Below are 26,689 nucleotides of genomic sequence, written 5' to 3'. Positions count from 1 at the left end.
CGGTCAGGCTTTCTTGGGCGCAAAGAGCGGGTGCAGCGAGCTGTTCTTGGCATCGAAGACCTCGTGGCCTTCGTCCACCTGCACGGTGATGCCGATGGGGCGGCGGGCCAGCTGTTCGGCGAAGCGCTCTTTCACGCAGGCGTTCAGCGCCTCGCCCACGCGCTGGTGCACGAGCGCGCTGCGGCCCTTGGCCATGCGCACGTTCATGTAGACGAAGGCGTAGTCGCCGCCCAGACCGGCCGCGATGCCGGCCGCACCGCCATCGGACACGGCGCTGTGCGCGGCGGGGTAGGCCAGCACGCGCGTGCCGCCGGTGGGGAAAACCTGGCGGTCCTGCTCGTCGCGCACGGCGAGCATGGTGTCGCACAGGGCGCGGCACAGGCCGCCCATGTCGACGCCGCCTTCGGCCGCGGGCTTGTCGAGGTTGGGGGTGTAGAGGATCACGAGGTGGGGCATGTTCAGAGCCTTGTGCTGACCAGGCTGAAGCCATCGGCGGCCGAGGCCTGCGCCTTGGGGATGGCCTTGCCGGTGACGGGGGTGACGGGAAACACGGCGTTGATCTGGCCGGTGCCGCTCGCACCGAAATACGGCGTGATGACCTCGGCTTGGCCGTCGTACTCGCTCCAGCCCAGCACGCCCAGCATCATGGCGGTGTCGTGCATGAAGCCTTCGCCGTGGCCCTTGGCCGCGTACTCGGGCAGCATGCCGCAGAAGTCGGCCCACTCGCCGTTCTCCCACATCTGCACCACGCGGTGGTCCAGCGTTTCGAGGAAGGGGCTCCAGACCTTGAAGGCGAACTCGGGCGCGAGGCCGTTCTGTGCGAAGCGGTGGCTGAGCGAGCCGCTGGCTAGGAAGGCGACGGTGCCGTCGTAGTGGTCTTCGACCGCCTTGCGCATGGCCCAGCCCAGGCGTGCGCTGTCGTTGAGGTAGTGCACGGTGCACAGCGCGGAGACCGAGATGGCCTTGAAGTGCTGGTCGGCGTTCATGTAGCGCATGGGCACGAGGGTGCCGTACTCGGGGTCGAGCGTGGTGGCGTGGTGGGCCAGGGTTTCGACGCCGTGTTCATTGGCCACCTTGGCCAGCAGTTGCCCGAGCTCGGGGTTGCCGGGGATGGCGAAGGGCATGTTGCTGATGAAGTGCGGCAGCTCGTTGCTGGTGTAGGTGCCTTGCCACTGCGGGGCGCAGTTGAGGTGGTAGCTGGCGTTGACGAGCCAGTGGGTGTCGAAGACGACGATGGTGTCGACGCCGAGTTCTTTGCAGCGGCGCGCGATTTCCTTGTGGCCGTCGATGGCGTCCTGCCGGGTGCCTTTGCGCGGGCCGTCCAGCTCGCTGAGGTACATGGAGGGGACGTGGGTGATCTTGCCGACCAGTGCTACTTTGCCCATGGGGTTTGTCTCCTGTCAGTGGATGGGATTTGTTTCGTGCGCTCCGTGGGCCGACCACGTCGGGCGCCCACCTCCGCTCATGTCCCCCGGTCTGCGCTGCGCGCAGCCCTCCTCCTTTACTTCGCTGCGGCACACACCCATCACCGCCTTCTCGCTGCGCATCGGCATTTGAACGTTGAGCGCCAACATCGTTTCAGGAAGGGAGTGACGTGGCGTTCTGTGTAGCGAAGTAAAGGAGGAGAAACGGGCATAGCCCGTTTCGGGGGACATGAGCGGAACAGAGCGCCACGGCGCTCCCTTCCCGCCCAGGTGGTTGTGTGAAACAGCAGAGAGCAACTCAAACTCCCCAATGGGGAATGTGGTGCGACCCCAGAGAAACAGCCACGTTCTTCGGCTCCAGGAACACCTCGTAACTCCAAGTGCCACCCTCACGCCCCGTGCCCGACGCCTTGGTGCCACCAAACGGCTGCCGCAGGTCCCGCACGTTCTGCGAATTCACGAAACACATGCCCGCTTCAATCGAAGCCGCCACCCGGTGCGCCTTGCCGATGTTCTCGGTCCACACATAGCTGGAGAGGCCGTAGGCGATGTCGTTCGCCAACTCGATGGCGTGCGCTTCGTCGCGGAACGGGATCAGGCAGGCCACCGGGCCGAAGATCTCTTCTTGCGCGATGCGCATGCGGTTGTCCACGTCGGCGAACACCGTGGGCCACACGTAGTTGCCGGCCCGCACATGCGCCGGCAATTCGGTCGCATAGCTGGGACGGTCGATGCCGCCGCACAACATCGTCGCGCCCTCCTTCGGTCCCAATTCAATGTAGCTGCGCACCTTGGCCAGATGGCCCTGGCTGATCATCGGGCCGATGGTGGTCTTCTCATCCAGCGGGTCGCCGACCACGATCTTCTTCGCGCGCTCGGCGAACCTCGCCGCGAAGTCGGCGTAGATGCTCTGCTGCACCAGGATGCGGCTGCCGGCGGTACAGCGCTCGCCGTTATTGCTGAAGATCATGAAGAGTGCGGCGTCGAGCGCGCGGTCCAGATCGGCGTCGTCGAAGACCACGAACGGGCTCTTGCCGCCCAGCTCCATGCTGAACTTCTTCAGGCCCGCGGTCTTCACGATGCGGTTGCCGGTGGCGGTGGACCCGGTGAAGCTGATCGCGCGCACGTCCGGGTGGGCACACAGCGGCTCGCCCGCTTCCTTGCCGAAGCCATGCACCACGTTCAGCACGCCAGCCGGGATGCCGGCTTCCAGCGCCAGCTCGCCCAGGCGCGCGGCGGTCATGGGCGACAACTCGCTCATCTTCAGCACCGCCGTGTTGCCGAAGGCCAGACACGGCGCCACCTTCCAGGTGGCGGTCATGAAGGGCACGTTCCACGGCGAGATCAGCGCGCACACCCCCACCGGGTGGAACAGCGTGTAGTTCAGGTGCGTGGGCGTGGGGTAGGTGTGGCCGTCCACGCGGGTGCACATCTCGGCGAAGTAAGTGAAGTTGTCGGCCGCGCGCGGGATCAGCTGTTTGCCGGTCTGCGCGATCACCTGGCCGGTGTCCTGGGTTTCGGTCTGGGCGATTTCCGGCACGTGCTTCGCAATCAGCTCACCCAGCGCGCGGATCTTCTTGGCGCGCTCGGTGGCGGGCAGGCCGGCCCAGGCCGGGAAGGCGTCTTTGGCGGCCTGCACCGCGGCGTTCACGTCGGCCTCGGTGCCCGATGCCACTTCGGCCAGCACGCCCTGCGTGGCGGGGTTGATGGATTCGAAATAGTCGCTGCCAGCGACGGTCTTGCCGTTGATGAGGTGATCGATTTTCATAAGGGTCTTTCGCCGGCCAGACCGCAAAAGGGTCAGAGCCTGATTTCGTTCAACGTGGTTTTGATCCGGCGAGGTCACTGTCCTGAATCAGGATCTGACCCCTTTTGCTCAGCGGTGATGGTGTTGGTCAGTGAGCCGATGCCCTCGATTTCGGTAACGACCACGTCGCCCGGCTGGCAGTCGACCACGCCGTCGGGCGTGCCGGTAAGGATCAGGTCGCCGGGCATGAGCGTCATGAAACCGCTGAAGTACTGAATCAGCGTGGGCACGTCGAAGATCATGTCTTTCGTGCTGCCCTGCTGCGTGAGCTGGCCGTTCACCGTGGTGCGCAGCGCCAGCGCCTGGGGATCGGCCACATCGGCCGCGTCCACCAGCCAGGGGCCGATGGGCGTGCAGGTGTCGCGGTTCTTGACCTTGAGGTTGGGGCGGTACCAGTTCTCCAGGTAGTCGCGGATCGCGTAGTCGTTGGCCACGGTGTAGCCGGCCACGTACTGCAATGCATCGGCCTTCTTCACGCGCTTCGCGGGCTTTCCGATGACCACCGCCAGCTCACATTCGTAGTGCATGAACCGCACGCCCTCGGGCCGCACGGTGAACGCGCGGTGGCCGATGAGCGAGGCCTCGCCTTTGACGAAGGCCAGCGGTTCCTCGGGCGCCTTGAAGGCGAGTTCTTTCGCGTGGTCGGCGTAGTTCAGGCCCAGTGCGAGCACAGTGCGGGGACGGGGCACCGGAGCCAGCGGCGGCAGCCAGACCACCTCGTCGAAAGCCACGCGGTGGCCTTTGAAAGCGGGCGTGAGCAACTCCAGCTGACCATCGGCTTCGATGGCGTCGTGGACCGCGCCGGCCCAGGCGATGCGGGCGCGCTTCATGCCAGCTCCTCGGTGAAATGGTTGACCAGCGGATGGAAGCCGACGGCGGTGATTTCGACCGCTTCGCCCGCATGTGCGCGTGGTCGCGAGCCGTCGCTCAGGCAGTCGGTGCCGAGCATCAGCACGTCGCCCGGCCGCAGGGTCTGGAAGGCGTTCACGTCGGCCCAGAGCGTGGCCGCGTCGCGCACCAGATCGGCCAGCGCCACGGTCTGCTTCAGCACCCCGTGCACGCGCAGCTCCAGGCTCAGCCTGGCCAGCCCCTCAAAACCCCCGAGGGCGTCGAAAGGCAGCAGGTCGCGCCCCACCCCCAGGAAGCCGTCCACGCAGCGGAACTTCACCGGCGGACGGTAGTAGCTCTCGTGCGGGACCGCCACGTCGTTGAACAGCACGGCGCCGGCGACCCAGCCGCCCTCGCCCGCGACCAGACCGAGCGACGCGCTCACCTCGACCTCGGCAAGCTGGTGGGGCAAGGGGATGGCATGGCCCGACGGCGTGAAGGTGTTGGCGGTCTTGATGTAGAGCACCGGCGCCTGGGGCGGCGCCTGGTACGGCGCCTCGTTCATGCGCGGCGCCCACAGCGCGTGCTCGCGCCGGAAGTTCAGCAGGGTGCCGTAGACCGTGCCCTGCGGCAGGTACGGCGGGGTCCAGGGGGTGTTCATGGGTGCTCCTTCATGCGGCGTCTTCTTCGGCCTCGCCCTCGCCCGCTTCGGCATCGGGCACTTCCAGCGCGATCACGCCGTCGAGCAGGGCGTAGAGCTGCGCCAGCCGCGCCTTTCCCAGCTGCGACTCCATCCAGGCGTAGTGCGCCTCGATGGTCTGCGACAGCGTGGCCACCAGCTTCAGGCCAGCCGGCGTGGCGCGCACCACGGTGCGGCGCGCGTCCTGCGGGCAGCGCGCGCGGCTGATCAGGCCGTCGCGCTCCATGCGCGTGAGCACGCCGGTGAGGCTGGGGCCGAGCAGCAGGGCCTCGCGGGCCACGCGGCCGGTTTCGACGCCCGCCGGGTCGGCCGCGTGTTCACCCAGCACGCGCAGCACGCGCCACTGCTGGTCCGACAGGCCGTGCTCGCGCAGGCTGGGCCGGGTGTGCTGCATCACGGCCTCGCGCGCTTCGAGCAGCAGGCGGGGCAGGTTGCGGTGGACAAAAGGGGTTTCGGCGCTCATTTATTTAATATGTTAAATGATTTACCACCACCCTGTTTCCGGGTTTACCCTGAGCTCCGGGGTGACCCATACCGGGGCGCTGGTCACCGGGGTCCGGCGCACCGACAATCCGCGCATGAAAACCCTGACCGAGCTGCTGCACACCGAATTTCCGTTGATCCAGGCCCCGATGGCCGGCGTGCAGGGCGCGGCCCTGGCCATTGCGGTGAGCAACGCCGGCGGCCTGGGCTCGCTGCCCGGCGCCATGCTCACGCCCGAGGCCCTGCAGCGCGAGCTGACGACCCTGAGCGCCGGCACGCAGCGCCCCTGGAACGTCAACTTCTTCTGCCACACCCCGCCCGAGCCCGACGCGGCCCGCGAGGCCACCTGGCGCGCAGCACTCGCCCCCTTCTATGCCGAGGCCGGGCTGGACCTCACCGCGGTGCCGGCCGGCGCCGGCCGCGTGCCGTTCAGCGCCGCGTCGGCCGACATCCTGGAATCCTTCCGCCCGCCGGTGGTGAGCTTCCACTTCGGCCTGCCGGCGCCGGAGCTGGTGGCCCGCGTGAAAAGCTGGGGCAGCGTGCTGCTGTCGAGCGCCACCACGGTGGACGAGGCGCGCTGGCTCGTGGCCCACGGCGCCGACGCGGTGATCGCCCAGGGCCTGGAGGCGGGCGGCCACCGGGGCATGTTTTTGACGGATGACATCACCACGCAAGTCGGCACCTTCGCGCTGCTGCCGCAGATCGTGGCGGCGGTGGACGTGCCGGTGATCGCCGCCGGCGGCATCGCCGATGCGGCGGGGGTGGCTGCGGCGATGGCGCTGGGCGCGGCGGGCGTGCAGGTGGGCACGGCCTACCTGTGCAGCGCTGAAGCCACCACCAGCGCTCTGCACCGCGCCGCCCTGCAGAGCGAGGCCGCGCGCCACACCGCGCTCACCAACGTGTTCACCGGCCGGCCGGCGCGCGGCATCGTCAACCGCGTGATGCGCGAGCTCGGCCCCCTGAGCCCGGCCGCGCCGGCCTTCCCGCTCGCCACCGCCGCCATGGCGCCGCTGCGCGCGCACTTCGAGGCGCTGGGCAGCAGCGACTTTTCGCCGCTGTGGTCGGGCCAGAACGCCAGCGGCTGCCGGTCGCTGCCGGCGGCCGAGATCACCCACCAGCTCACCCGGGGTTTTGAGTCCATGGCCCCCACGCTCCACCGCTTGCGCGGGTCGCTGCCCCCCGAGGGGGCCGCGATTCCAGCTGGGGGCGGCCCGGCGCTTGAATCCGGATTTGTCGTGATCTTCCGCGCCAAGGCGCGCACGCTCGACGCCGACTACAGCGCCATGGCCGCGCAGATGCGCGAGCTGGCGCTGACGCGGTTCGGCTGCCTGGATTTCACCGCCGCCACCGAGGGCGATCAGGAAATCGCGCTCTCTTACTGGCCCGACGAAGCCAGCATTCGCGCCTGGAAACAGCACACCGACCACCTGATGGCACAGCGGCTGGGGCGGGAGCGCTGGTACGCCAGCTACACGGTGGAGATCGCCGAGGTGAAACGGCGCTACAGCCACCCGGCCGCACCGGATCAGCCATAGTCGTCGAGGTCGCGGTCGTTACGGACCGTGTGGCTGCGCTGCTCGCGCTGCTGGTTCAGCCAGCGCTTGAGGCCGGCCGGTTCCTGCACCTGTTCCAGCTCCTGCTCGGTCCGCGCCACGGCGGACTCCAGCGCCGCCACCTGCGCCAGCAGGCTCTGTTTCAACGTGTTCGGGTTGGCCACCTGGCCCGGCGGCAGGTCGAACTCGCCCGCCAGGCGCTGCTGGCGCGCGGCGCGCTCGCGCTCCAGCCCGGCCACCTGCTGCTTGAGCAGCAGGGTCAGCGCGGCCAGCCGGTGATCGGCCAGGCGCGAAACCGCCGCCGGGTCTGCCAGTTCGGCGCGCAGCTGGATCTGCATCAGCGTGACCAGGTCCTTGCGCCCATAGGCGGCGTTGGCCTCGCTCATGAGCGCGGTCTTGCGCAGGCGCTCCTGCGGGTCGGGTTCGCGGTCGGGGTGCAGGGCGCTGGCGAGCTGGCGGAACAGGGTGCGCAGCTGGGTGTCGGCATCGGTCTGCTGCACCTGGGCCTGGGTCTGCTCCGCGCCGGGTTTCTGCCGCGCCTTGCGGGCCTTGGCCTTGGCCTGGCGGCGCGCCTGCTCTTCGTCCTGCGACGCGCGCAGCCGCGCCATGCCGGCACGCAACAGCGCTTCCATCGACGCGTCTTCCCCCGCATCGGCCAGCGGTTCGCCCAGCACCTGCTCCAGCCGCTCGCGCAGGGCGTCGGCAGCGGCCTGCTTCTTCTGCGCCAGCGTCTGCGGGCTGTGCTGGTCGTGCAGCGCGGCCATGGCGCTGTCGCCCTCCTCGGCCAGGGTCTGCGCCAACCGGCACAGGGCCGCGGTCGCCGTTGCCTGCTGCAGGCGGCTGAGCGTCTTGCCCCGCAGACACTCGGCCAGCCACAGGGCCAGCTCGCGCATGCGCTGGCGCTGGCGCTGCTGCAAGGGCGCGACCCAACGGTGCAGCTCCACCCGGTGCGACTGGCCCAGCGCGTCCAGCTCGTCGAGCTGGGCCTTGAGCTTGTCGACGCGGGTCAGCTGCAGGTTGAAGGCCCGCGCAGCCGCCGAGAGCGGCTGCTCGTCGGGCGGCAGCGCGCGCAAGGCCGCGGCGGGCGGCGGGGTGGGATGGCGGGGGTCGGGCAAAAGGGGTCCAGTGGGGCGGGCGGGGCCGGAGCCGGCCCGGCGGGACTCGACTATATTGCCTGCCACATGGCCAAAGACAAAACCCAATACACCTGCAACGAATGCGGCGGTACCAGCCCCAAGTGGCTGGGCAAGTGCCCGCACTGCAACGCCTGGAACACGCTGATCGAATCGGTGGCCGAATCGCCATCGGCTCCGGCGAAAAACCGCTTCGCCTCGCTGGCGAAGACCGCCGAGGTCACGACCCTGGCCGACATCGACGCCACCGACGTGCAGCGCACCCCCACCGGCCACGACGAGCTGGACCGCGTGCTGGGCGGCGGCATCGTGGAAGGCGGCGTGGTGCTGATCGGCGGCGACCCGGGCATCGGCAAGTCCACCCTGCTGCTGCAGGCGCTGGATGCGCTGCAACGCTCGGGCCAGAAAACGCTCTACGTCACCGGCGAAGAGAGCGGCGCCCAGGTGGCGCTGCGCTCGCGCCGCCTCGGGCTGGACGGCTCGCAGGTCAGCGTGCTGGCCGAGATCCAACTGGAAAAGATCCTGGCCACGCTGGCCCACACCCAGCCCGCCATCGCTGTGATCGACTCGATCCAGACCGTGTACTCCGAGCAGCTCACCAGCGCGCCCGGCTCGGTGGCGCAGGTGCGCGAATGCGCGGCCCACCTGACGCGCGCGGCCAAGGCCAGCGGCACCGCCATCGTGCTGGTGGGCCACGTGACCAAGGAAGGCGCTCTCGCCGGCCCGCGCGTGCTGGAACACATGGTAGACACCGTGCTGTACTTCGAAGGCGACACCCATTCCAGCTTCCGCCTGATCCGCGCGATCAAGAACCGCTTTGGCGCGGTGAACGAAATCGGCGTGTTCGCCATGACCGAGCGCGGTTTGAAGGGGGTGAGCAACCCCAGCGCGATCTTTCTGAGCCAGCACAGCGAGCCGGTGCCGGGCAGCTGCGTGATGGTGACGCTGGAAGGCACCCGGCCGATGCTGGTGGAGATCCAGGCGCTGGTGGACAGCGGCGGCCCGTCGCCACGGCGCCTGAGCGTGGGCCTGGACCGCGACCGCCTGGCCATGCTGCTGGCCGTGCTGCACCGCCACGCCGGCGTGGCCTGCATGGACCAGGACGTGTTCGTCAACGCCGTGGGCGGTGTGCGCATCAGCGAACCGGCGGCCGATCTGGCCGTGATGCTCGCCATCACCTCCAGCCTGCGCGGCAAGGCGCTGCCCAAGGGCTTCATCGCCTTTGGCGAAGTGGGTCTGGCGGGCGAGGTGCGGCCCGCGCCACGCGGCCAGGAACGGCTGAAAGAGGCCGCCAAGCTGGGTTTCAGCGTGGCGGTGGTGCCCAAAGCCAACGCGCCGAAGAAGAACGACAAGGCCTTCGAGGGCCTGACCATCCACGCCGTGGAGCGCATCGAAGAAGCGATGTCCCTGGTCCGCCAACTCGCCGACTGAAGAAACCATGAAATTCAACCCCGTCCTGCACGGCCTGCGGGGCCTGGCCGCCTTGCTCGTGCTGCTCTACCACTGGAGAAGCAACTTTCCCGCCCTGGCCAACCACCACAAAACCGTCTCGTTCCTGGGCACGGAATGGGCGCCCTTCTTTTTCATCGACTACGGCTGGGTCGGCGTTCACTGGTTCTTCGTGCTGTCGGGCTATCTGCTGGCCGCGACGATCTGGAACCGGCCGCTGACCCGACGCGACGTCGTCCAGTTCTGGCAACGGCGCTTCATGCGCATCTACCCGGCGGTCTGGGTCCAGCTGGCCATCTCCATCGTCGCCACCTACGCCTTCCTGGGCTCGTTCCAGTTCCTCGAAGCGCGACAACTGCTGGGCAACTTCCTGCTCTGGCTGGCGCCGCTGCCCGGCGGGGTCGACATGTACAACGGGGTGTGGTGGACGCTGCCGGTGGAGCTGCTGTTCTATCTGCTGCTGCCGCTCCTGCTGCTGTGCCAGCGTCGGTGGGGGCTGTGGCCCATCGTGGTCATGGCCCTGCTGGTCAGCCTGGGCTGGCGCGCCGGCGTGGCGCAACAACATGCCGGCGAGGACCTGCAGCGCTATGCGTACCTGCTGAAGGCCTTCCCGGGCATGCTGTTCCTGTTTGTGGCAGGGCTGTCGATCAACCGCTGGGCCGATGCCGCGCACCAGGCCATGCGCCACGCCTTGCTGCCTGCGGTGCTGATCTACGTCGCGCTGCTGTGGCTGCTCGACGCCAACAAGGACGTGCTGAAAACAGGCGGCCTCCTGCTGATCACCTGGGATCTGCTGGCCGGACTGTCCATCGCACTGGTGATCGCCACGCTGATCCAGCCTGGAAAAGGCGCACGGTGGCTGGGCTCCACCGTCCTGGTTCGCCTTGGGGACTGGAGCTATGGCATCTACCTCTGGCATTTCCCGGTGCTGCGATGGCTGCCCAAGCTCCTGCCCATGCGATGGAACACCGTCGAGGGCAGCGCCGGGGCGCTCGGCCTCTGTCTGGTCATCACCCTGTTGCTGGCCGTCGCGAGCCACGAGTGGGTGGAAAAACCGGCCCTGGCCTGGCTGGCCCGGCGCCAGCGTGCGCCCAGGGGGCCCTTGGGCCAGGCCGCGCAGAATCCTTCACTTCCACCCCCCCAACTTCCATGAACACCCGTGTGAAAAACGCAGCCCTGGCACTGGCCGCCCTGTTCCTCGTTTATGTGGCCTGGCAGCGCTACGGCTGGCCCGGCGTGATCGCCGTCTCGGGCGGCCTGCTGATGTGGCTGCTGCTGCACTTCACGCGGCTGATGACGGTCATGAAACGGGCCGCGAACCGGCCGATCGGCTGGGTCGACAGCGCCGTCATGCTCAACGCCAAGCTCAAAACCGGCGTGACGCTGATGCACGTGATCGCCATGACGCGCGCGCTCGGTGAGCGCTTGTCCGCCGAGGGCGAGGAGCCCGAGGTGTTCCGCTGGACGGACGGCAGCGCCTCGTCGGTGACCGCCACCTTCCGGGGCGGTCGGCTGCAGAGCTGGGCCTTGAACCGCCCGGCGGCCGGCCCGACCACGGAAACAGCGCCCGCCCCGGCGCCCGGTACCGCGCCGTAAAATCGCCGGTTGGCAGGCCTGCCCCAGGGCCACCCCCTCATCTCCAAAGGACGAATGCATGAGCCCCGTAGTTCCCTCGATGTCCGATCGCGACGGCAAGATCTGGATGGACGGCCAGATGGTCGACTGGCGCGACGCCAAGATCCACGTGCTGACCCACACCCTGCACTACGGCTGTGGCGCGTTTGAAGGTGTGCGCGCCTACAACACCGCCAACGGCACGGCCATCTTCCGCCTGGAAGAGCACACCGAGCGCCTGTTCAACAGCGCCAAGATCCTGCGCATGAAGCTGCCGTTCACCAAGGAAGAGGTGAACGAGGCCCAGAAGGCGGTGGTGCGCGAAAACAAGCTGGAGAGCTGCTACATCCGTCCGCTGACCTGGATCGGCGACAAGAAGCTGGGCGTCAGCCCCAAGGGCAACACCATCCACCTGATGGTCGCGGCCTGGGCCTGGGGCGCCTACCTGGGCGAAGAAGGCCTGCAGCGCGGCATCCGCGTCAAGACCAGCAGCTACACCCGCCACCACGTCAACATCACCATGACGCAGGCCAAGGCGGTGAGCAACTACACCAACTCCATCCTGGCCAACATGGAAGTGACCGACGAGGGTTACGACGAAGCCCTGTTGCTGGACAGCTCGGGCTTCGTGAGCGAAGGCGCCGGCGAAAACATCTTCGTGGTGAAAAACGGCGTGATCTACACACCCGACCTGTCGGCCGGCGCGCTCAACGGCATCACCCGCAACACCGTGTTCCACATCGCCAAGGACCTGGGCCTGGAGATCGTGCAAAAGCGCATCACCCGCGACGAGGTCTACATCGCCGACGAGGCCTTCTTCACCGGCACCGCCGCAGAAGTGACCCCGATCCGCGAACTCGACCGCATCGAGCTGGGCGCCGGCAGCCGCGGCCCGATCACCGAAAAGATCCAGAGCGCGTTCTTTGACATCGTCAATGGCCGCAACGACAAGTACGCCCACTGGCTGACGAAGGTTTGACATGAAAAACGCATCGGTCGAACTGGCCGCCAAAGACCTCAACCACCAAGGCGGCATCTTCTGCCCCAGCCCCCTGGCCGACATGAAGCTCTGGAACGCCCACCCCAAGGTGTATCTGGACGTCGCCAAAACGGGCGAGGCGCGCTGCCCCTACTGCGGCACGGTGTACCGGCTCAAGGCCGGCGAGACGGTTTCGCACGGGCACTGATCCCGAAGCGCTGGCGTGAGCCGCATGGGCCGACCGCGTGTCGGCCCATTTTTTTTGGGCGACGGCACGGCAGGACAAAAAAAAGCCACCCGAGGGTGGCTTTTGGAAGGTCCTTGGAAGGACGTCGTTGGGAGACCAGTTTCAAACGTGTTTCATGACGTGTGTTGTTTGCCGGATCCGTCTGTTGGTGATGTTGTGACAGCAACAGTCTAAATTGTGCGCCGCCACCTGCTTTTACGCTATCCCCCGTTTGGGGGATTTGTGGTATTTCAAAGGTGAATATGACCCGAAATGTTTGTGATTCAGATCACAAATGTCATGGACCGAAGCGGTTCACAGCGGCAGTTCGACCACGAAACGGGCGCCGCCGCCTTCGCCACCTTCACAGTGCACGCTGCCGCCATGGCGCTCGGCAATGGTCTTGACCAGCGCCAGTCCCAGGCCGACCCCACCCTCACGCTCGCTGGCGCCGGGCAGGCGGTAAAACGGCTCGAAAATGCGCTCGCGCAGCTCGGGCGGCACCCCCGGCCCATGGTCCTCGACCCACACCACGGCGCGCGAGGCCGGGGCGGCGGGAATGGCGCCGCGCGAGCGCCGGGCCGACTCCACCGTCCGCACGAAGATGCGCAGGTGCACGTCGGCGTCGCCGGCCTCACCCGATTGCGACGCGCGCACGCCATAGCGCCGCGCGTTTTCCAGCAGGTTGCGCAGCAGGCGGCGCAACAGACGGGCATGGCCCTGGACCAGCACGGGCGAGGCGCCCTCGGCGATCTCCAGCTCGGCGCCGGTGCGGGCGCATTCTTCGGCCGCCAGGCCCACCAGATCCACCTCCTCCGTGGGGCCCAGGACCGAGCTGTCGTTGGCATCGCGCACGTCGAGCCGGCTGGCGAGCAGGATTTCGTCGATGAGCTGGTCGAGTTCTTCGATGCTGCGCGCGATCTCGGCGCGCTGGCCGGTGGTGGCGTTGTCGCGTCCCAACAGCTCCAGCCCCATGCGGATGCGCGCCAGCGGTGAGCGCAGTTCGTGCGAGGCATTGGCCAGCAGCGCCTTGTGCGACATCAGCAGGGTCTGCACGCGCTCGGCGGCGGCGTTGAAGCGCGCGGCCAGGAAGGCCACCTCGTCCTGCCCATGCACCGGCAGCCGCGTGGACAAGTCCCCCTGGCCCCAGCGCTCAACCCCCTTTTGCAGCGCTTCGAGCCGCTTGGTCAGGCGGCGCACGATCGGGTACGCGCCCAAGGCCACGGCCAGCGCCACCATGCCCAGCAGCCAGGCAAAACCAAACGGCGCTTCCAGCCCCAGGGGCGCGCGGCGCGACGACACCACGCTGCCGGGGGTCCGGTTGGGGCGTGGCAGCTGGACGTACAGGGTCTGCCCGTCCTTCATGGTGACCTGGAATTCCAGCCCCTGGCCGGGCACACGCACGGCCTTGGCCGGCGACTGGCCCACCACCTCGCCCGCGCTGTTGCGCAGCACGATCTCGCGCGCCATGCGGGCGTCGCGCTCCTGCCGGTCGCGGTCGAGCGCCATCTGCCACAGCCAGCCGACCACCAGGGTCAACACCGCCACCGCAGCCACCACGGCCAGCCAGATGCGCAGGTACAGGCGCTGCCCAAGCAGGCGTTTCATTCCTGCAGCTTCGCGAACACATAGCCCACGCCACGCACCGTGAGGATGCGCTTGGGGTCTTTGCTGTCGGCTTCGATGGCGTTGCGGATGCGGCCGATGTGCACGTCGATGGAGCGGTCAAAGGCTTCGAGCTCGCGCCCGCGCACGGCCTCCATGATCTGGTCGCGGGTGAGCACGCGCCCGGCGCGCTCGGCCAGCGCCACCAGCAGGTCGAACTGGTACGAGGTCAGCTCACACGCCACGCCCGCCACCTGCACCGAGCGGGCGTCGCGGTCGATCTCCAGCGAGCCGAAGCGCAGCACCGGCGTGCTGCGCGTGGTGGAGGTGCCCCCGCCGTTTTCCGAGCGGCGGCGCAACACGGCGCGGATGCGCGCGAGCAGCTCGCGCGGTTCGAAAGGTTTGGGCAGGTAATCGTCGGCCCCCATCTCCAGACCGATGATGCGGTCCATCGGGTCGCCCTTGGCGGTGAGCATGATCACCGGCACGCGCGCGGCCTCGCCCGGCAGGGCACGGATGCGACGGCAAACTTCGAGCCCGTCGATGCCCGGCATCATCAGATCCAGGATCACCAGCTCGGGCAACGCCAGCTGCAGCTGCTCCAGGCCCTTTTCACCGTCGGCGGCGTGGGTGACCTCGAAACCCGACTGGCCAAGATACTCCGCCACCATCTGGGCGAGGCGGCCGTCGTCTTCAATCATCAGCAATGGAGATGTCATGGTTTTCAGTGTAGCGGTGTCCACCAGAGCACACCATGGTGCCCAAGCCCTGTAAACCGGGTGGGGTGGCTCGCGTAAAGTAAGGTGAATGTCGCCACCTCCGCCCTGGCCGGTCACGGTCACACCCCCTGCCCTGCCGGCCGGCTCGTTCGATGCCCTGCTGGACCGGCTGGCCACGCAACGGCCCGCGCAGCCGCTGCTGAGCTGGCGGGACCCGGCCGCCGCCAGCACCGGTGCCGACTGGGCCATGCTCGACGCGGCGGCGCTGCGCCAGCGGGTGGATGGCGTCGCGCAATGGCTGCACCACCAGGGGCTTCAACCCGGCGAACGCGTCGCCTGGCTGGGCCTGAACCACCCGGCGCAGATCGTGCTGCTGTTCGCCCTGGCGCGGCTGGGGGCGCTGCTGGTGCCGCTGAACCACCGGCTCTCGCCCGCCGAATGGGCGTCGGTGCTGCTCGACTGCACGCCCACGCTGCTGGTGCACGACGACACCCTGGCCACCGCCGCGCAAGACCTGGTGCGGCGCGCCCACCCGGCGCCGGCGCTGTGGCCCGTGCACGCGCTGGCACCCTCCTCGCCGACACCGGGTGCGGCGCCCGCCAGCGAAGCGCCGCCACCCCTCACCGACGACCCGCTGCAGCGACCGCTGCTGCTGGTCTACACCTCGGGCACCACCGGCCAGCCCAAGGGGGCGGTCCACACCCAGGGCAACCTGCTGGCCAACATGGCCATCGCGGCCCAGGTGCAGGGCCTGAGCGAACGCGACGTGGTGGCCACGGCGCTGCCGCTGTTCCACGTCGGCGGGCTGTGCATCCAGACCCTGCCGGCGCTGTCGGTCGGCGCGCAGGTGCTGCTGTTCACGCGCTTTGACGCCGACGCCATGCTCACCTGCATCGAGACCGACCGCCCCACGCTCACGCTGCAGGTGCCCGCCACGTTGCAGGCGCTGACCGCGCACCCGCGCTGGGCCGGCACCGATCTGTCCAGCCTGCGCGCGGTCTGGGCCGGCTCCAGCCTGCTGCCACCAGGGCCGCTGCAGGCCTTCCACGCGCGCGGCGTGCCGGTGTGCAATGTGTACGGCAGCACCGAAACCGGGCCGTTTTCCATCGCCCTGCCGCCCGACTGCGCGCGCAGCCACCTGGGTTCGTGCGGCTGGCCCGCGCCCGGGGTCGGCGTCGAACTGCGCGATGCCCGGGGGCAAGCGATGCCCCAGGGCGAGGTGGGTGAACTCTGGATACGCGCGCCCAACGTGGTGCGCCACTACTGGCCGCTCTGGCCCGCCTGCGACGACGAGGCCTTTTTCCACACCGGCGACCTGGCAAGGCAGGCGCCCGATGGCAGCTACACCGTGGTGGACCGTGCCAAGGACATGATCATTTCCGGCGGCGAAAACATCTACCCGGCCGAGATCGAGAACCTGCTGGTGCAGCACCCCCTGGTAGCCGAGTGCGCGGTGGTCGGCCAGCCGGACGCGCGCTGGGGCGAGGTGGCCGCGGCCGTGCTGGTGCTGCGCGAGGGCGCCCCCAGCGGCGACGACTGGACACAGCCCCTGCTGGATTTTCTGGACGGGCGGCTGGCGCGCTACAAATGGCCGCGCCGCTGGCACCGGATGAACACCCTGCCCAAAACCGCCCTGGGCAAGGTGCAGAAACCGGCGCTCAGGGCCGTGCTCGACACCCTGCACCCGGACTGAACCACCAGCCTGCGGCCCGGTTTCAGGTCTTGGCCTGCGCAGGCGCCAGCCGCGTGGCCTGCCAGATCAGCGACCGACCGGCAACAGGCGCTTGGCCATGAGCACCAGCACCAGAACAGGCAGGCCCATCAAGCTGGTCAGCATGAAGAACCCGGGGTAACCCAGCGCGTCCACCATGCCGCCCGAATAGCCGCCCAGCGTCTTGGGCAGCAGCGACATGAGCGAGCTGAAGATGGCGTACTGCACGGCGGTGAAGGACACGCTGGTCAGGCTGGAGAGGAAGGCCACGAACGCGGCGCTGGCGAAACCGGCGGCCAGGTTGTCGGCCGCGACCACGGCGTACATCAGCTGTACGTCATGCCCGGCGAAGGCCAGCAATACAAAGGCCATGTTGGTCAGTGCGGCCAGCACCGCGCCCCAGAACAGCGAACGCATCACGCCAATGCGCGTGGTCAACAAGCCCCCCACAAAACCGCCGGCAATGGCCACCACCACACCAAAGGTCTTGACCGCGTAGGCGATCTCGGTCTTGGAAAAGCCCATGTTCTGGTAGAACACGTTGGAGATTGTCCCCAGCACCATGTCCGAAATGCGGTACAGGCCAATCAGCGCCAGCAGCAGCCAGGCGGTGCGTGTGCCGTAGCGGCGAAAGAAATCCAGCACCGGCAACACCCAGGTCTCGCGCGCCCGATCCCGGCTGGCTAGGCCCGCGTACACCAGAAGAGCGCCGATCCCGAAAGCCGCCGCCAGCGCGGTGCCCATGCGCAAGGCCTCCACCAGCAGGCCCAACAAGGGGCCGGGCTCGGCCGGCGACAGCCATTGTCCCCAGGACCAGAACACCCCCACAAAGCCCAGCACCGCGCAGAGAAACACCGCCAGCAGGCGCGCGTGCGCCCCCGAAGGCTGGGGTTCGCGCTCGGCAACCACCGGCTCGCGGATCAGCAGCGTGGTCAGCACCCCCACGCCCATGGCCAGGGCCATCACCAGATAGGTCTGCTGCCAGGCGGCGTACACATAGACCTCGCGCGCCGATCCCAAGTGTTCAGCCAGCAGCAGCGCCCCCGCTCCTGCAACGATCATGCCGATCCGGTAGCCCGCGATGTAGGCCGACGACAACACGCCTTGCAACTCGGGTGATGCGATCTCGATGCGGTAGGCATCGATCACGATGTCCTGCGTGGCCGACATGAAGCCCAGCATCACCGCGAACAGCGCCATAGCGGTCAGGCTGGTGGGGCCGCTGGCCGGATCCGTGCTGCCCATGCCGACGATGGCAGCGATCACGCCCAGCTGCGCGAGCAACAGGTAGGCGCGGCGCCGGCCCAGCCAGCGCGTGAGCAGCGGCAGCGGTAGGCGGTCCACCAGCGGCGCCCAGATGAACTTGAACGAATAGCCCAGCGCCGCCCAGCTGAAAAACGTGACCGCCGCGCGCTCCACCCCGGCCTCCACCAGCCACAGCGAGAGCGAGGAAAAGACCAGCAAGTAAGGCAGGCCGGCGGCAAAACCCAGGAACAGCATGGTCAACACACGCCGGTCCCACAGGGAGCGCAAGGTGTCGCGCCACGGCGGGCGGGCGGGCGGCCCCCCCTGACCGGCCTCAGGGGCGTTGGGGGAAGCGTTCGCGACAGCGCTGGGTGTGGGTTGGGCCATGCCCCCATTGTGCCCATGCGCCGACCGTCCCCCTATCATGGCGGCATGTGTCTTCTCTGCGATCTCAAGTCCCCCCAGCCCTCCGCGTCCGCACCGCGCCCCGGCCACGTCTGGTCGTCCCGGCGCGCCTTTGTCCTGGCCGCCGCGGCCTCCGCGGCCAGCACCACCCTGCCCGCGGCGGCGCAGGTCGATGTGGGCAAACCGTCTTCACTGCGCAAGCTGGTGCCGGCCGATGAGATCGAAGGCGCGGCCACGCAGCAGTACGTGCAGATGATGCGCGAGGCCCAGGGCAAACAGGTGCTGCTGCCCGCCGGCCATCCGCAGGTCAAACGGCTGCACGCCATCGCGCGGCGCATCATTCCGCACACCGCGGCCTGGAACCCGCGCGCACGCGAATGGAAATGGCAGGTCAACCTGATCCAGAGCCCGGAGATCAACGCCTTTTGCATGCCCGGCGGCAAGATCGGCTTCTACACCGGCATCCTGGACCAACTGGCGCTCAGCGACGATGAGACCGCCATGATCATGGGCCACGAGATGGCCCATGCGCTGCGCGAACACGCGCGCGAACGCCTGGCCAAGAGCAGCGCCACCGACATCGGCCTGCGGCTGGGCGCCCAGCTGCTGGGGCTGGGCGATCTGGGCAACGTGGCCGCCGGGCTGGGCTCGCAGCTGCTCACGCTGCGGTTCAGCCGCGAGGACGAGTCCGAGGCCGATCTGGTGGGCCTGGAACTCGCGGCGCGCGGCGCCTACCAGCCCCGGGCCAGCGTGAGCCTGTGGCAGAAGATGGCCGCCAAAACGGGGGGCCCGGGCATCGGCTTTCTATCGACCCACCCCACCGGCCCGAACCGCATCCGCGACCTGGAGGCGAATGTGCCGAAGGTGCAGGGGCTGTACGAGCAGGCGCGCAAGGGGTAAGGGTAAAGAGCTCCGCCGTTGCGCGGGTCGCTGCCCCCCGAGGGGGTCGCGCGCAGCGCGGCGGGGGTGATTCCATTCAGCGCACGTAGGGGTTGAACCGCCGCTCTTCGCCGAACGTGCTTTCGGGGCCGTGCCCGGGGATGAACACGGTGTCGTCGCCCATGGGCCAGAGGCGCTGCTGGATGCTGCTGATCAGCTGGGCATGGTTGCCCTGCGGGAAGTCGGTGCGCCCGATGCTGCCGGCGAACAGCACGTCGCCGACGAACGCGCGCTTGGCCTCGGGCGAATGAAACACCACGTGCCCCGGCGTGTGGCCCGGGCAGTGGCGCACGTCGAGGCTGCTGTTGCCGATCTGCACCGTGTCGCCGTCAGCGAGCCAGCGCGTGGGCGTGAAGGGGCCGGCGGGCGGGAAGCCAAACATCTGGCTTTGTTGCGGCAGGCCGTCGATCCAGAACTGGTCGCCTGGGTGCGGGCCGATGACGGGCAGCGCCAGGCGCCGGGCCAGTTCGGCCGTGCCGCCAGCGTGGTCGATGTGGGCGTGGGTGAGCCAGATCGCCTTGAGCGTGACGCCCAGGCGCCGGGCTTCGGCTTCGATGCGGTCCAGGTCGCCACCGGGGTCGATGACGGCGGCGTCCAGGGTCTCGTCGCACCAGACGATGGAGCAGTTTTGCGCGAACGCGGTGACGGGAACGGTGAGGTACTTCAACATGGGCTTGGGCCGGCGGAGGGTGGCCCGGATTATCGTTGGGCCGACGCCTCGGCCGCGCCGTTGCGGTGCCGCGCGGCCGCCTCACTCAGCGCGTAGGCGGGCAGGGCCAGCGCCAGCGGCAACAGGTAGTAGGTGGCGCGGTAGGCCAGCACCGTGGCCAACACCTCGACCCCCGGCAGCCGGCCACCGAGCGTGGCCACGAATACCGCCTCCAGCACGCCCAGCCCCGCCGGCACGTGCGTCAGCACGCCGGCCACCGCCGCCAGCAGCAGGGCACCGAGCACGGTCGGGTAATCGATGCGGCCCCCGAACAGGCTCCAGACGGTGGCGCCGATCAGCAGCCAGCTCGCGCCACCCGCCACCAACTGCCACACCGCCAGGGGGGCGCTGGCCAACGTCAGCGACTGGCCGCGCCAGACCAGCCGGCGCGGGCGCACGAAGCGGCACAGCACCGGGTAGGCCAGCGCCGCCAGCAGCATCGCCAGCCCGAGGGCGCGCAGGGCCGGGTCCGGCAGCGCCCAGCCGTCGCTCAGGCGGGGCGGCGACCACAGCAGCACCGCACCGCCCACCCACAGGTAGCCCAGCCAGTTGGTCGCCATGCTGTGCGCGATGACCTGGGCCACCTGCGCCACCGACAGACCCCAGCGCGTGTACAGGCGCAGCCGCAGGGCGAAGCCGCCCACCAGCGAGCCGGCGTTGAGGTTGAACGCGTAGCTGATGGCGGCGGTGCCCAGCGTGCGCGGCACCGACAGCCGGTGGCCGCTGAGCCGGCGCCCGATCAGGTCGAAGCTGGCGTACAGGCCATGGCTGAGCAGCGCCAGGCCGGCCGCCGCCGCCAGCCTCTCGGGCGGCATCTGCTGCAGCGCCTGCCCGACCGCGGGCCAGTCCACCGTGCGGGCCTGGCGCACCACCAACACGAGCACCAGCACCGCCAGCGCCCACGGGGCCACGCGCTTGAACCACGACCAGGCGCTGCGGACCCAGGGCCTCATCTCGGATCGGTCCGCAAGGGAACGACCTTGGGCGCGCGCACGGGCGTGAGCCGCGCCCAGGTCGGGTAGCGGCGCAGGACGTGGAACACCACCAGGCTGCGCAGCGCGATCCAGGCCGAGCGCAGCGGTCCCGGCGTGGGCTGCCGCACGCGCTGGCAGCCGTGCCGCATCAGGTGTTCGAGGCGCCGACTCAGGTGCCGGGCGAACGCGCCGTCGCGCACCACCACGTTGGCCTCCAGGTTCAGGCTGAGGCTGGTCGGGTCGAGGTTGCTCGATCCGACGGTGGCCCACAGGCCATCGACCACCGCCACCTTGGCGTGCAGCGGCCGCTCGCCGTACTCGTAGACGTTCACCCCGGCGCGCATCAGGTGGCCATAGAGCAGCGCCGAGGCCTTCTGCACCCAGGGCTGGTCGGGCCAGCCCTGCAGGATCAGGTCGACCCGCACGCCGCGGTGCGCCGCGTGGCGCAGGTCGCGCAGGAACCGGTAGCCGGGGAAGAAGTAGGCGTTGGCGATCAGCACGCGATCGCGCGCGCTGCGCACCGCGGCGCGGTAGTGGCGTTCGATGTCGGTGCGGTGGCCGCGGTTGTCGCGCGTGACGAAGGCGGCCACCGCACCGTCGCCGTCACCGTCGTCATCCAGCGCGCCGCTCCAGGTACGGATCGCGCGCCAGCGCTGCAGCCACAGCTGGCGCGCGGGTTGTGGCGCGTCCAGGTTGGCGCGGCAGAAGGCCTGGATCTGGCCCACCAGCGGGCCCTCGACCTCGACCGCGTAGTCCTGCTTGGCCAGCGGCCCGAACTCGGCCAGGTGGTCCAGCGCGTAGTTGATGCCGCCGACGAAGGCCCGCCGGCCGTCGACCACCACCAGTTTGTGGTGCATGCGCCGCAGCATGTTGATGCGCGCGCCCAGCAGGCGCCGGGCCGGCTCGAAGCTGCGCAGCCGCACGCCCGCGTCGAGCAGCGGCTGCGTGAACGACGGCGGCAGGTCGGGCGAACCCCAGCCGTCGACCAGCACATGCACCACGGCACCGCGCCCGGCCGCGCGCAGCAGCGCCTGCTGCAGTTCGCGCCCGACCTTGTCGTCGAACAGGATGAAGGTTTCGAGCAGCACCTCGTGCTCGGCCGCGGCGATGGCCTCGAACACACGCGGGAAGTAGGCCTCGCCGTTCTCCAGCAGCGTGATGCGGTTGCCGGGCACCCAGTGCGAGTTCATGGCGCCTCCTGCAGATCGATGCCGGCGGCCAGCGGCGCGTGGTCGGACAACCGGGACCAGGGCCGCAGCGGCAGCGGCAGCGGCCGGGCCGCCGCCACGCCGCGCACATAGATGCGGTCGAGCCGCAGCAGCGGCCAGCCCGCCGGGAAGCTGCGCGCGTGCGCCCCCAGGCTGTGGCGGAACACCTCGGTAAGCCCGCAGGAGCCCAGACTGGCATCGGCGCGGGAACGCCAGTCGTTGAAGTCGCCGGCGACGAGCAGCGGCGCGTCGGCGGGCACCTCGCGCCGCACCGTCTCGCACAGGCGCGCCAGTTGGTGGCGCCGGTGCGACTCCCTCAGCCCCAGGTGCACGCACATCACCTGCAGATCGGGCAGACCGTCGGGCATGGCCAGCACGCAGTGCAACAGGCCGCGCGGCTCCACGCCGGGCAGCGACATGTCGTGGTTGGCGCTGTGCAGCACCGGGAAGCGGGAGAGCACCGCGTTGCCGTGGTCCAGGCCCTCGGCCACCGCGTTGCGCCCGTAGGCGTGGTCGGACCAGATCTGGTCGGCCAGGAATTCGTACTGCGCACTCACGGCCCTGGAGCCGCCTTCGACCTCCTGCAGGAACACCAGGTCGCTGCCCACCGCGCGCACCGCTTCGCGCAGGCCGTGCAGCACGGAGCGGCGGTTGAAGGCGCTGTAGCCCTTGTGGATGTTGACGGTCAACACGCGCAAGAACCGCGACGGCGGCAGGACGCTCATGCTTTCAGCCGCACGACGGGCACAGCGCGGGAAGTGCGTGGGGCCAACGGAAGGCCCCTGCGCCGGTGTTGGCTTGAGTCCACTGGCCATGCTCCTGGGTGAATGGGGGCAACCTTGGGGGGAATCCCGGGCAGCGCCCCATCTTGGCGCGTCGGGCAGCGCACGACTGTGCGTCATCGCACAGACGTTTTTCGCCCCGCGAACCACGCTTGCACCCATCTTTCCGCCATGACATCCACCACCCCACACCGGACCACCCCGCGCCCCACCCCGCGGCGCGGGCCGCGCACGCCGGCCGCGAAAGCGGCGCAGCGGGGCTGAACATGTCCGCACGGCTCAACCCCCTGGCGGGGCAGCTCGCTGGCGTCGACACGCTGATCGACGTGGCCGCGCTCACCGCGGCCTACTTCGAGCTGCGGCCGCACCCCTCGGAGCCCGCGCAGCGCGTGGTCTTCGGCACCTCGGGGCACCGTGGTTCGGCGCTGGACGGCAGCTTCAACGAATGGCACGTGCTGGCCATCACGCAGGCCATTTGCCAGGAGCGCCGGGCACACGGCGTCACCGGGCCGCTGTACCTGGGCATCGATACCCACGCCCTGTCGGCGCCGGCCTGCGCCAGCGCGCTGGAGGTGCTGGCGGGCAACGGGGTGCACACCCTGCTGGCCACGCACGACGAGCCCACCCCCACGCCCGCCGTGTCACACGCGATCCTGGCGCACAACCGCCAGCGCCAGGGCCCGCCGGGCGAAGCCCTGGCCGACGGCATCGTCATCACGCCATCGCACAACTCGCCGCGCCATGGCGGGCTGAAGTACAACCCGCCCCACGGCGGCCCGGCCGGGCCGGCGATCACGGCGCGCATCGAAGACACGGCCAACCGCCTGCTCGAACGCGAGCTCGGTGGCGTGCACCGCATGAGCCATGCCCAGGCGCTGCGCGCGCCCACCACCCACCGCCACGACTTCCTGCACGCCTACGTCAACGGCCTGGCCAGCGTGATCGACATGGAGGCCATCCGCGAGGCCCGGGTCCGCATCGGGGTGGACCCGCTGGGCGGCGCGGGCGTGCACTACTGGGCCGCCATCGCCGAACGCCACGGACTCGACCTGCACGTGATCAGCGACGCGGTGGACCCCACCTTCGGCTTCGTGCCGCTCGACGCGGACGGCCGCATCCGCATGGACCCCTCGTCGCCCTGGACCCTGCGCCGCCTCATCGACATGCGCCAGCGCTTCGACATCGCCTTCGCCTGCGACGCCGACCACGACCGCCACGGCATCGTCACGCCCGGCTCGGGTCTGCTGCCGGCCAGCCACTACCAGCCGGTGGCGATCGACTACCTGTTCCGGCTGCGCCCGCGCTGGGGCCAGCACACCGGCATCGGCAAGACCGTCGTCAGCACGCAGCTGATCGACCGCCTGGCCGCCCGGCTGCACCGCCCGCTCTACGAGGTGCCGGTGGGGTTCAAGTGGTACGCGCCGGGCCTGCTGGAGGGCACGCTCGGCTTTGCCGGGGAAGACAGCGGGGGCGCGAGCTTCCTGCGCGGCGACGGCAGCGTGTGGACCACCGACAAGGACGGCATCACCGCCGCCCTGCTCGCCGCCGAGATCACCGCACGCACCGGGCAGGACCCGGGCGCCCGCTACCCCGCGCTGGCGAACGAGCTGGGACAGCCCCTGAGCGAGCGGTTGCAGGTGCCGGCCACGGCCGCGCAGAAGGCCCGGCTGGCCGGCCTGTCGGCGCAGGACGTGAAAGTCCAGATGCTCGCGGGCGAACGCATCGAGCGCATCACCACCCACGCCCCGGGCAACCGCGCGGCCATCGGCGGCATTAAGGTGAACACCGCCAGCGGCTGGTTCGTGGCCCGCCCGTCCGGCACCGAAGACATCTACCGCCTCTGCGCCGAAAGCTTCGCCGGCCCGCAACACCTGCAGCGCCTGCTGGCGGAAGCGCAGGCGTTGGTGGACGCGGTGCTGGCGGCGGACCAAGGCTGAGGCGGGCGCCAGACCGGCCGTCGTTTCATCGTGGCGTCACACAAGCGCCCGATCATGCAAGCTGTCCCTGGAAACGCCGAGGATGGCCATGCTGAACAAAACCGACAAAGGCCGGGCTGAAGTGCAGCCCGGCGCACGCACGCTGGGCCAGCGCGAACGCGCCGTGCTGCTGATGACCGATGGCCAGCGCCCCACCAGCGAACTGCACCAGCTGTTTGGCGGGCTGGGCCGCGCCATCGTGGCGCAGCTGCTGGCCCAGGGCTACATCACCGAGGTGCGCACGACGGCGGGCGCCGCGCCGCCCGAGCGCAAGGTCTCGGCCGACAGCTTTTCCGGGCCACGCTCCCTGGCCAGCGCCCGCATGTTCCTGTTCGACCTGAGCGAGCGCATGTTCGCCCCACGCGACCCCCAGCTGGCGCTGCGCCACCGCGATGCGCTGCGGGAAGCGAAAGACGTGGACACCATGCTGGCGGTCAGCCGGCGCATGCTGCTCGACATCGAGCGAATGGCGGGGACCGAGCGGGCCGACGCCATCAGCGAACGGCTGGCCAAGCTGCTGCCGGAGTCGGCGCTGGTTTAGGAGAACCACCCCCGTCGCGCTGCGCGCGACCCCCTCAAGGGGGCGGCACCAGCCGTCCGGCAAAGCCGGCCCGGCGGTGCCCTTGGGCTGGGTCACTTCATGCGTTGCAGGTCGCGTTGGGCGCAGCCACGGAGAAGCCCGCTCTGGCTGCGCACCCTTCTCACAGGTCGAGGTCGTACTCGATGGTGATGGGGGCGTGGTCGCTGAACTTCTCGCCCTTGTAGATCGCCTCCGAGCGTGCCAGTGCCGCCAGCGCCGGGGTGGCGAGGTGGTAGTCCAGCCGCCACCCCACGTTGTTGGCGTAGGCCTGGCCCCGGTTGCTCCACCACGTGTAGCAGGTGTCGGTGGTGTCGGGCTGCAGGCGGCGGTACACGTCGACGATGCCGCCGTCGTTCAGCAGCCGGGTCATCCAGGCGCGCTCTTCGGGCAGGAAGCCGCTGTTCTTCTGGTTGCTGCGCCAGTTCTTGAGGTCGGCGTTCTGGTGGGCGATGTTCACGTCGCTGCAGACGATGAAGTCGCGCTGGCCCTTGAGCGCCATCAGGTGCGGGTAGATCAGGTCCAGAAAGCGGTATTTGGCTTCCTGCCGCTCCGGGCCGGAGGAACCGCTGGGAAAGTACACGCTGATGATGGAACGCTTGACACGGGGGGTGTCGAAACGCAGCTCCACATAGCGGCCTTCGGCATCGAACTCGCCGCGATCGAACCCGATCACCACGTCGCTCGGTTCGTGGCGGGTGTACACCGCCACGCCGGAATAGCCCTTTTTCTCGGCGAAATGGAAATGCCCCTTGAGGCCCGCGATCGCTTCGAAGCGCCCGCTCACATCGAGCGCCTGGGCCTTGACTTCCTGCACACAAATACAATCGGGTGAGTGCCCGGCGAGCCAGGCCTCCAGCCCCTTGGTGCTGGCGGAGCGGATGCCGTTGAGGTTGAGGCTGGTCAGTTTGAACAAGGAATTCCCCATGGTGTTGGAAACGGGCCCGGCGGCGGCCGGTGTCGAAAGCAGCGCGCTGGCGCAGGACTTCGTGCAGTTCTGCGTGGACTCGGGCGTGTTGCGCTTTGGCGAGTTCAAGACCAAAGCCGGACGGCTCTCGCCCTACTTCTTCAACGCCGGCCTGTTCGACGACGGCGCCAAGCTCGGTCGGCTCGCGCAATTCTATGCAAAAGCCCTGCTCGACAGCGGCATCGAATTCGACATGATTTTCGGCCCGGCCTACAAAGGCATTCCCCTGGGCGCGGCGGTCGCCATCGAGCTCGCGCGGCTCGGGCGCAACGTGCCCTTCGCCTACAACCGCAAGGAAGCCAAAGACCATGGCGAAGGGGGTTCGCTGGTGGGTGCGCCGCTTCGGGGCCGGGTGCTGATCGTGGACGACGTGATGAGCGCCGGCACCGCCGCGCGCGAGTCGATCGCGCTGATCCAGGCGGCCGGGGCCACGCCCCACGCGGTGGTGATCGCGCTGGACCGCCAGGAAAAAGCCACCGAAGCCGGCCCGGACGGCACCGTGCGTGACGTGGACCACAGTGCGGTGCAATACGTGCAACAGCAGCTCGGCCTGCAGGTCTGCGCCATTGCGAGGCTGGCCGATTTGCTGCAGTATCTGGCCACACACACCGGTGGGGGGCTTGGGGCTCATCACGAGCGCGTGCTGGCCTACCGCCAGCGCTACGGTGTGGCTTGA

At 69.2% G+C, this 26,689-nt stretch carries 25 protein-coding genes and 1 pseudogene; 11 read left to right on the top strand and 15 right to left on the bottom strand.

Annotated elements, in window-relative coordinates:
- Positions 1–3 precede the first annotated feature (3 nt).
- The 6 genes from AC07YZ_RS21785 to hpaR form a co-directional block, all read right to left on the bottom strand.
- Positions 4–456 (bottom strand): 5-carboxymethyl-2-hydroxymuconate isomerase, encoded by a 453-nt coding sequence (locus AC07YZ_RS21785; RefSeq protein ID WP_494796315.1) that lies wholly within the window; start codon positions 454–456, stop codon positions 4–6.
- 2 nt (positions 457–458) lie between these two features.
- The gene (gene hpaD / locus AC07YZ_RS21780) at positions 459–1,385 is read right to left on the bottom strand and encodes a 3,4-dihydroxyphenylacetate 2,3-dioxygenase (RefSeq protein ID WP_226490973.1); all 927 of its coding nucleotides are present in this window, start codon (positions 1,383–1,385) and stop codon (positions 459–461) included.
- A 337-nt stretch (positions 1,386–1,722) separates the two neighbouring features.
- Positions 1,723–3,192 carry a 5-carboxymethyl-2-hydroxymuconate semialdehyde dehydrogenase gene (hpaE, locus tag AC07YZ_RS21775; protein ID WP_494796314.1) on the bottom strand — a complete coding sequence of 490 codons (1,470 nt, stop codon included), beginning with the start codon at positions 3,190–3,192 and terminating at the stop codon, positions 1,723–1,725.
- A gap of 74 nt (positions 3,193–3,266) precedes the next feature.
- Complete coding sequence (locus AC07YZ_RS21770; RefSeq protein ID WP_494796313.1) at positions 3,267–4,061, bottom strand: fumarylacetoacetate hydrolase family protein; 795 nt, start codon at positions 4,059–4,061, stop codon at positions 3,267–3,269.
- Positions 4,058–4,720, bottom strand: a complete 663-nt coding sequence (locus AC07YZ_RS21765; protein ID WP_494796312.1) for a fumarylacetoacetate hydrolase family protein — start codon at positions 4,718–4,720, stop codon at positions 4,058–4,060. Before AC07YZ_RS21765 ends, AC07YZ_RS21770 begins: the two co-directional genes overlap by 4 nt.
- 10 nt (positions 4,721–4,730) lie before the next feature.
- The gene (gene hpaR / locus AC07YZ_RS21760; protein WP_494796311.1) at positions 4,731–5,222 is read right to left on the bottom strand and encodes a homoprotocatechuate degradation operon regulator HpaR; all 492 of its coding nucleotides are present in this window, start codon (positions 5,220–5,222) and stop codon (positions 4,731–4,733) included.
- A 115-nt stretch (positions 5,223–5,337) separates the two neighbouring features.
- Between hpaR and AC07YZ_RS21755 the strand changes: the two are divergent.
- Positions 5,338–6,375, top strand: a pseudogene (locus tag AC07YZ_RS21755) (NAD(P)H-dependent flavin oxidoreductase); the annotation flags it as partial.
- 392 nt (positions 6,376–6,767) lie between these two features.
- Here the strand turns inward: AC07YZ_RS21755 and AC07YZ_RS21750 are convergent.
- Positions 6,768–7,910, bottom strand: a complete 1,143-nt coding sequence (locus tag AC07YZ_RS21750; RefSeq protein WP_494796310.1) for a hypothetical protein — start codon at positions 7,908–7,910, stop codon at positions 6,768–6,770.
- Positions 7,911–7,976: 66 nt separating this feature from the next.
- On the opposite strand from AC07YZ_RS21750, the gene radA reads away from it, so the two are divergent.
- The 5 genes from radA to AC07YZ_RS21725 are packed head-to-tail and all read left to right on the top strand — an operon-like array spanning position 7,977 to position 12,178.
- A complete protein-coding gene (gene radA / locus AC07YZ_RS21745) occupies positions 7,977–9,359 on the top strand; it encodes a DNA repair protein RadA (RefSeq protein WP_226490967.1) in 1,383 nt (460 codons plus the stop codon).
- A gap of 7 nt (positions 9,360–9,366) precedes the next feature.
- Positions 9,367–10,530: an acyltransferase family protein gene (locus AC07YZ_RS21740; protein ID WP_494796309.1), complete on the top strand. Its 1,164-nt coding sequence runs from the start codon at positions 9,367–9,369 to the stop codon at positions 10,528–10,530.
- Positions 10,527–10,973, top strand: a complete 447-nt coding sequence (locus AC07YZ_RS21735; protein ID WP_494796308.1) for a glycerate kinase — start codon at positions 10,527–10,529, stop codon at positions 10,971–10,973. The genes AC07YZ_RS21740 and AC07YZ_RS21735 overlap by 4 nt, the downstream gene beginning before the upstream one ends.
- Before the next feature lie 58 nt (positions 10,974–11,031).
- Positions 11,032–11,970 (top strand): branched-chain amino acid transaminase, encoded by a 939-nt coding sequence (locus AC07YZ_RS21730; RefSeq protein ID WP_226490964.1) that lies wholly within the window; start codon positions 11,032–11,034, stop codon positions 11,968–11,970.
- 1 nt (position 11,971) lies between these two features.
- Complete coding sequence (locus AC07YZ_RS21725) at positions 11,972–12,178, top strand: zinc-finger domain-containing protein (protein WP_226490963.1); 207 nt, start codon at positions 11,972–11,974, stop codon at positions 12,176–12,178.
- Between the two features lie 333 nt (positions 12,179–12,511).
- Here the strand turns inward: AC07YZ_RS21725 and AC07YZ_RS21720 are convergent, their stop codons facing one another.
- The gene (locus AC07YZ_RS21720) at positions 12,512–13,804 is read right to left on the bottom strand and encodes a HAMP domain-containing sensor histidine kinase (RefSeq protein ID WP_226490962.1); all 1,293 of its coding nucleotides are present in this window, start codon (positions 13,802–13,804) and stop codon (positions 12,512–12,514) included.
- Positions 13,801–14,520, bottom strand: a complete 720-nt coding sequence (locus tag AC07YZ_RS21715) for a response regulator (RefSeq protein WP_226490961.1) — start codon at positions 14,518–14,520, stop codon at positions 13,801–13,803. The genes AC07YZ_RS21720 and AC07YZ_RS21715 overlap by 4 nt, the downstream gene beginning before the upstream one ends.
- Positions 14,521–14,608: 88 nt before the next feature.
- Here AC07YZ_RS21715 and AC07YZ_RS21710 point away from each other — a divergent pair, with 88 nt between their 5' ends.
- On the top strand, positions 14,609–16,213 hold the full coding sequence (locus tag AC07YZ_RS21710; RefSeq protein WP_226490960.1) for a class I adenylate-forming enzyme family protein: 1,605 nt from the start codon (positions 14,609–14,611) through the stop codon (positions 16,211–16,213).
- Between the two features lie 66 nt (positions 16,214–16,279).
- Here AC07YZ_RS21710 and AC07YZ_RS21705 read toward each other — a convergent pair whose 3' ends face one another.
- On the bottom strand, positions 16,280–17,764 hold the full coding sequence (locus AC07YZ_RS21705) for an AmpG family muropeptide MFS transporter (RefSeq protein ID WP_226490959.1): 1,485 nt from the start codon (positions 17,762–17,764) through the stop codon (positions 16,280–16,282).
- Between the two features lie 144 nt (positions 17,765–17,908).
- Between AC07YZ_RS21705 and AC07YZ_RS21700 the strand changes: the two genes are divergently transcribed.
- Positions 17,909–18,781, top strand: coding sequence for a M48 family metallopeptidase (locus AC07YZ_RS21700; RefSeq protein WP_226490958.1), 873 nt, complete (start codon positions 17,909–17,911; stop codon positions 18,779–18,781).
- Positions 18,782–18,857: 76 nt separating this feature from the next.
- On the opposite strand, the gene AC07YZ_RS21695 is transcribed toward AC07YZ_RS21700, so the two are convergent.
- Genes AC07YZ_RS21695 through AC07YZ_RS21680 form a run of 4 tightly spaced genes read right to left on the bottom strand, consistent with a single transcriptional unit; the run spans position 18,858 to position 22,427 of the window.
- Entirely contained in the window at positions 18,858–19,490 is a 633-nt protein-coding gene (locus AC07YZ_RS21695) for an MBL fold metallo-hydrolase (protein ID WP_494796307.1), read from the bottom strand.
- Between the two features lie 29 nt (positions 19,491–19,519).
- The gene (locus AC07YZ_RS21690; protein WP_494796306.1) at positions 19,520–20,482 is read right to left on the bottom strand and encodes a lysylphosphatidylglycerol synthase domain-containing protein; all 963 of its coding nucleotides are present in this window, start codon (positions 20,480–20,482) and stop codon (positions 19,520–19,522) included.
- Positions 20,479–21,693 (bottom strand): cardiolipin synthase ClsB, encoded by a 1,215-nt coding sequence (clsB, locus tag AC07YZ_RS21685; protein ID WP_494796305.1) that lies wholly within the window; start codon positions 21,691–21,693, stop codon positions 20,479–20,481. The genes AC07YZ_RS21690 and clsB overlap by 4 nt, the downstream gene beginning before the upstream one ends.
- Positions 21,690–22,427 carry an endonuclease/exonuclease/phosphatase family protein gene (locus tag AC07YZ_RS21680; RefSeq protein ID WP_494796332.1) on the bottom strand — a complete coding sequence of 246 codons (738 nt, stop codon included), beginning with the start codon at positions 22,425–22,427 and terminating at the stop codon, positions 21,690–21,692. Before AC07YZ_RS21680 ends, clsB begins: the two co-directional genes overlap by 4 nt.
- Before the next feature lie 332 nt (positions 22,428–22,759).
- Here AC07YZ_RS21680 and pgm point away from each other — a divergent pair, with 332 nt between their 5' ends.
- Positions 22,760–24,430, top strand: a complete 1,671-nt coding sequence (gene pgm, locus AC07YZ_RS21675; RefSeq protein ID WP_494796304.1) for a phosphoglucomutase (alpha-D-glucose-1,6-bisphosphate-dependent) — start codon at positions 22,760–22,762, stop codon at positions 24,428–24,430.
- Positions 24,431–24,518: 88 nt separating this feature from the next.
- Complete coding sequence (locus AC07YZ_RS21670; RefSeq protein WP_494796303.1) at positions 24,519–25,010, top strand: hypothetical protein; 492 nt, start codon at positions 24,519–24,521, stop codon at positions 25,008–25,010.
- A gap of 160 nt (positions 25,011–25,170) precedes the next feature.
- Here the strand turns inward: AC07YZ_RS21670 and AC07YZ_RS21665 are convergent, their stop codons facing one another.
- Positions 25,171–25,962 (bottom strand): exodeoxyribonuclease III, encoded by a 792-nt coding sequence (locus AC07YZ_RS21665; protein ID WP_494796302.1) that lies wholly within the window; start codon positions 25,960–25,962, stop codon positions 25,171–25,173.
- Between the two features lie 10 nt (positions 25,963–25,972).
- Here AC07YZ_RS21665 and pyrE point away from each other — a divergent pair, with 10 nt between their 5' ends.
- Positions 25,973–26,689 (top strand): orotate phosphoribosyltransferase, encoded by a 717-nt coding sequence (gene pyrE / locus AC07YZ_RS21660; RefSeq protein WP_226490950.1) that lies wholly within the window; start codon positions 25,973–25,975, stop codon positions 26,687–26,689.

Source organism: Hydrogenophaga sp. GW101-3F08, from assembly GCF_059424585.1.
This window is presented reverse-complemented; position numbering and strand designations above follow the sequence as displayed.

Bases quoted from the DNA above. Each gene is read 5' to 3' on its own strand.
- hpaD (WP_226490973.1), bottom strand. From the start codon at position 1,385: ATGGGCAAAGTAGCACTGGTCGGCAAGATCACCCACGTCCCCTCCATG.
- AC07YZ_RS21725 (WP_226490963.1), top strand. From the start codon at position 11,972: ATGAAAAACGCATCGGTCGAACTGGCCGCCAAAGACCTCAACCACCAA.
- AC07YZ_RS21695 (WP_494796307.1), bottom strand. From the start codon at position 19,490: ATGTTGAAGTACCTCACCGTTCCCGTCACCGCGTTCGCGCAAAACTGC.
- AC07YZ_RS21690 (WP_494796306.1), bottom strand. From the start codon at position 20,482: ATGAGGCCCTGGGTCCGCAGCGCCTGGTCGTGGTTCAAGCGCGTGGCC.
- hpaR (WP_494796311.1), bottom strand. From the start codon at position 5,222: ATGAGCGCCGAAACCCCTTTTGTCCACCGCAACCTGCCCCGCCTGCTG.
- pgm (WP_494796304.1), top strand. From the start codon at position 22,760: ATGTCCGCACGGCTCAACCCCCTGGCGGGGCAGCTCGCTGGCGTCGAC.
- clsB (WP_494796305.1), bottom strand. From the start codon at position 21,693: ATGAACTCGCACTGGGTGCCCGGCAACCGCATCACGCTGCTGGAGAAC.
- AC07YZ_RS21770 (WP_494796313.1), bottom strand. From the start codon at position 4,061: ATGAAGCGCGCCCGCATCGCCTGGGCCGGCGCGGTCCACGACGCCATC.
- AC07YZ_RS21715 (WP_226490961.1), bottom strand. From the start codon at position 14,520: ATGACATCTCCATTGCTGATGATTGAAGACGACGGCCGCCTCGCCCAG.
- pyrE (WP_226490950.1), top strand. From the start codon at position 25,973: ATGGTGTTGGAAACGGGCCCGGCGGCGGCCGGTGTCGAAAGCAGCGCG.
- AC07YZ_RS21720 (WP_226490962.1), bottom strand. From the start codon at position 13,804: ATGAAACGCCTGCTTGGGCAGCGCCTGTACCTGCGCATCTGGCTGGCC.
- hpaE (WP_494796314.1), bottom strand. From the start codon at position 3,192: ATGAAAATCGATCACCTCATCAACGGCAAGACCGTCGCTGGCAGCGAC.
- AC07YZ_RS21735 (WP_494796308.1), top strand. From the start codon at position 10,527: ATGAACACCCGTGTGAAAAACGCAGCCCTGGCACTGGCCGCCCTGTTC.
- AC07YZ_RS21670 (WP_494796303.1), top strand. From the start codon at position 24,519: ATGCTGAACAAAACCGACAAAGGCCGGGCTGAAGTGCAGCCCGGCGCA.
- AC07YZ_RS21700 (WP_226490958.1), top strand. From the start codon at position 17,909: ATGTGTCTTCTCTGCGATCTCAAGTCCCCCCAGCCCTCCGCGTCCGCA.
- AC07YZ_RS21710 (WP_226490960.1), top strand. From the start codon at position 14,609: ATGTCGCCACCTCCGCCCTGGCCGGTCACGGTCACACCCCCTGCCCTG.
- AC07YZ_RS21765 (WP_494796312.1), bottom strand. From the start codon at position 4,720: ATGAACACCCCCTGGACCCCGCCGTACCTGCCGCAGGGCACGGTCTAC.
- radA (WP_226490967.1), top strand. From the start codon at position 7,977: ATGGCCAAAGACAAAACCCAATACACCTGCAACGAATGCGGCGGTACC.
- AC07YZ_RS21730 (WP_226490964.1), top strand. From the start codon at position 11,032: ATGAGCCCCGTAGTTCCCTCGATGTCCGATCGCGACGGCAAGATCTGG.
- AC07YZ_RS21785 (WP_494796315.1), bottom strand. From the start codon at position 456: ATGCCCCACCTCGTGATCCTCTACACCCCCAACCTCGACAAGCCCGCG.
- AC07YZ_RS21740 (WP_494796309.1), top strand. From the start codon at position 9,367: ATGAAATTCAACCCCGTCCTGCACGGCCTGCGGGGCCTGGCCGCCTTG.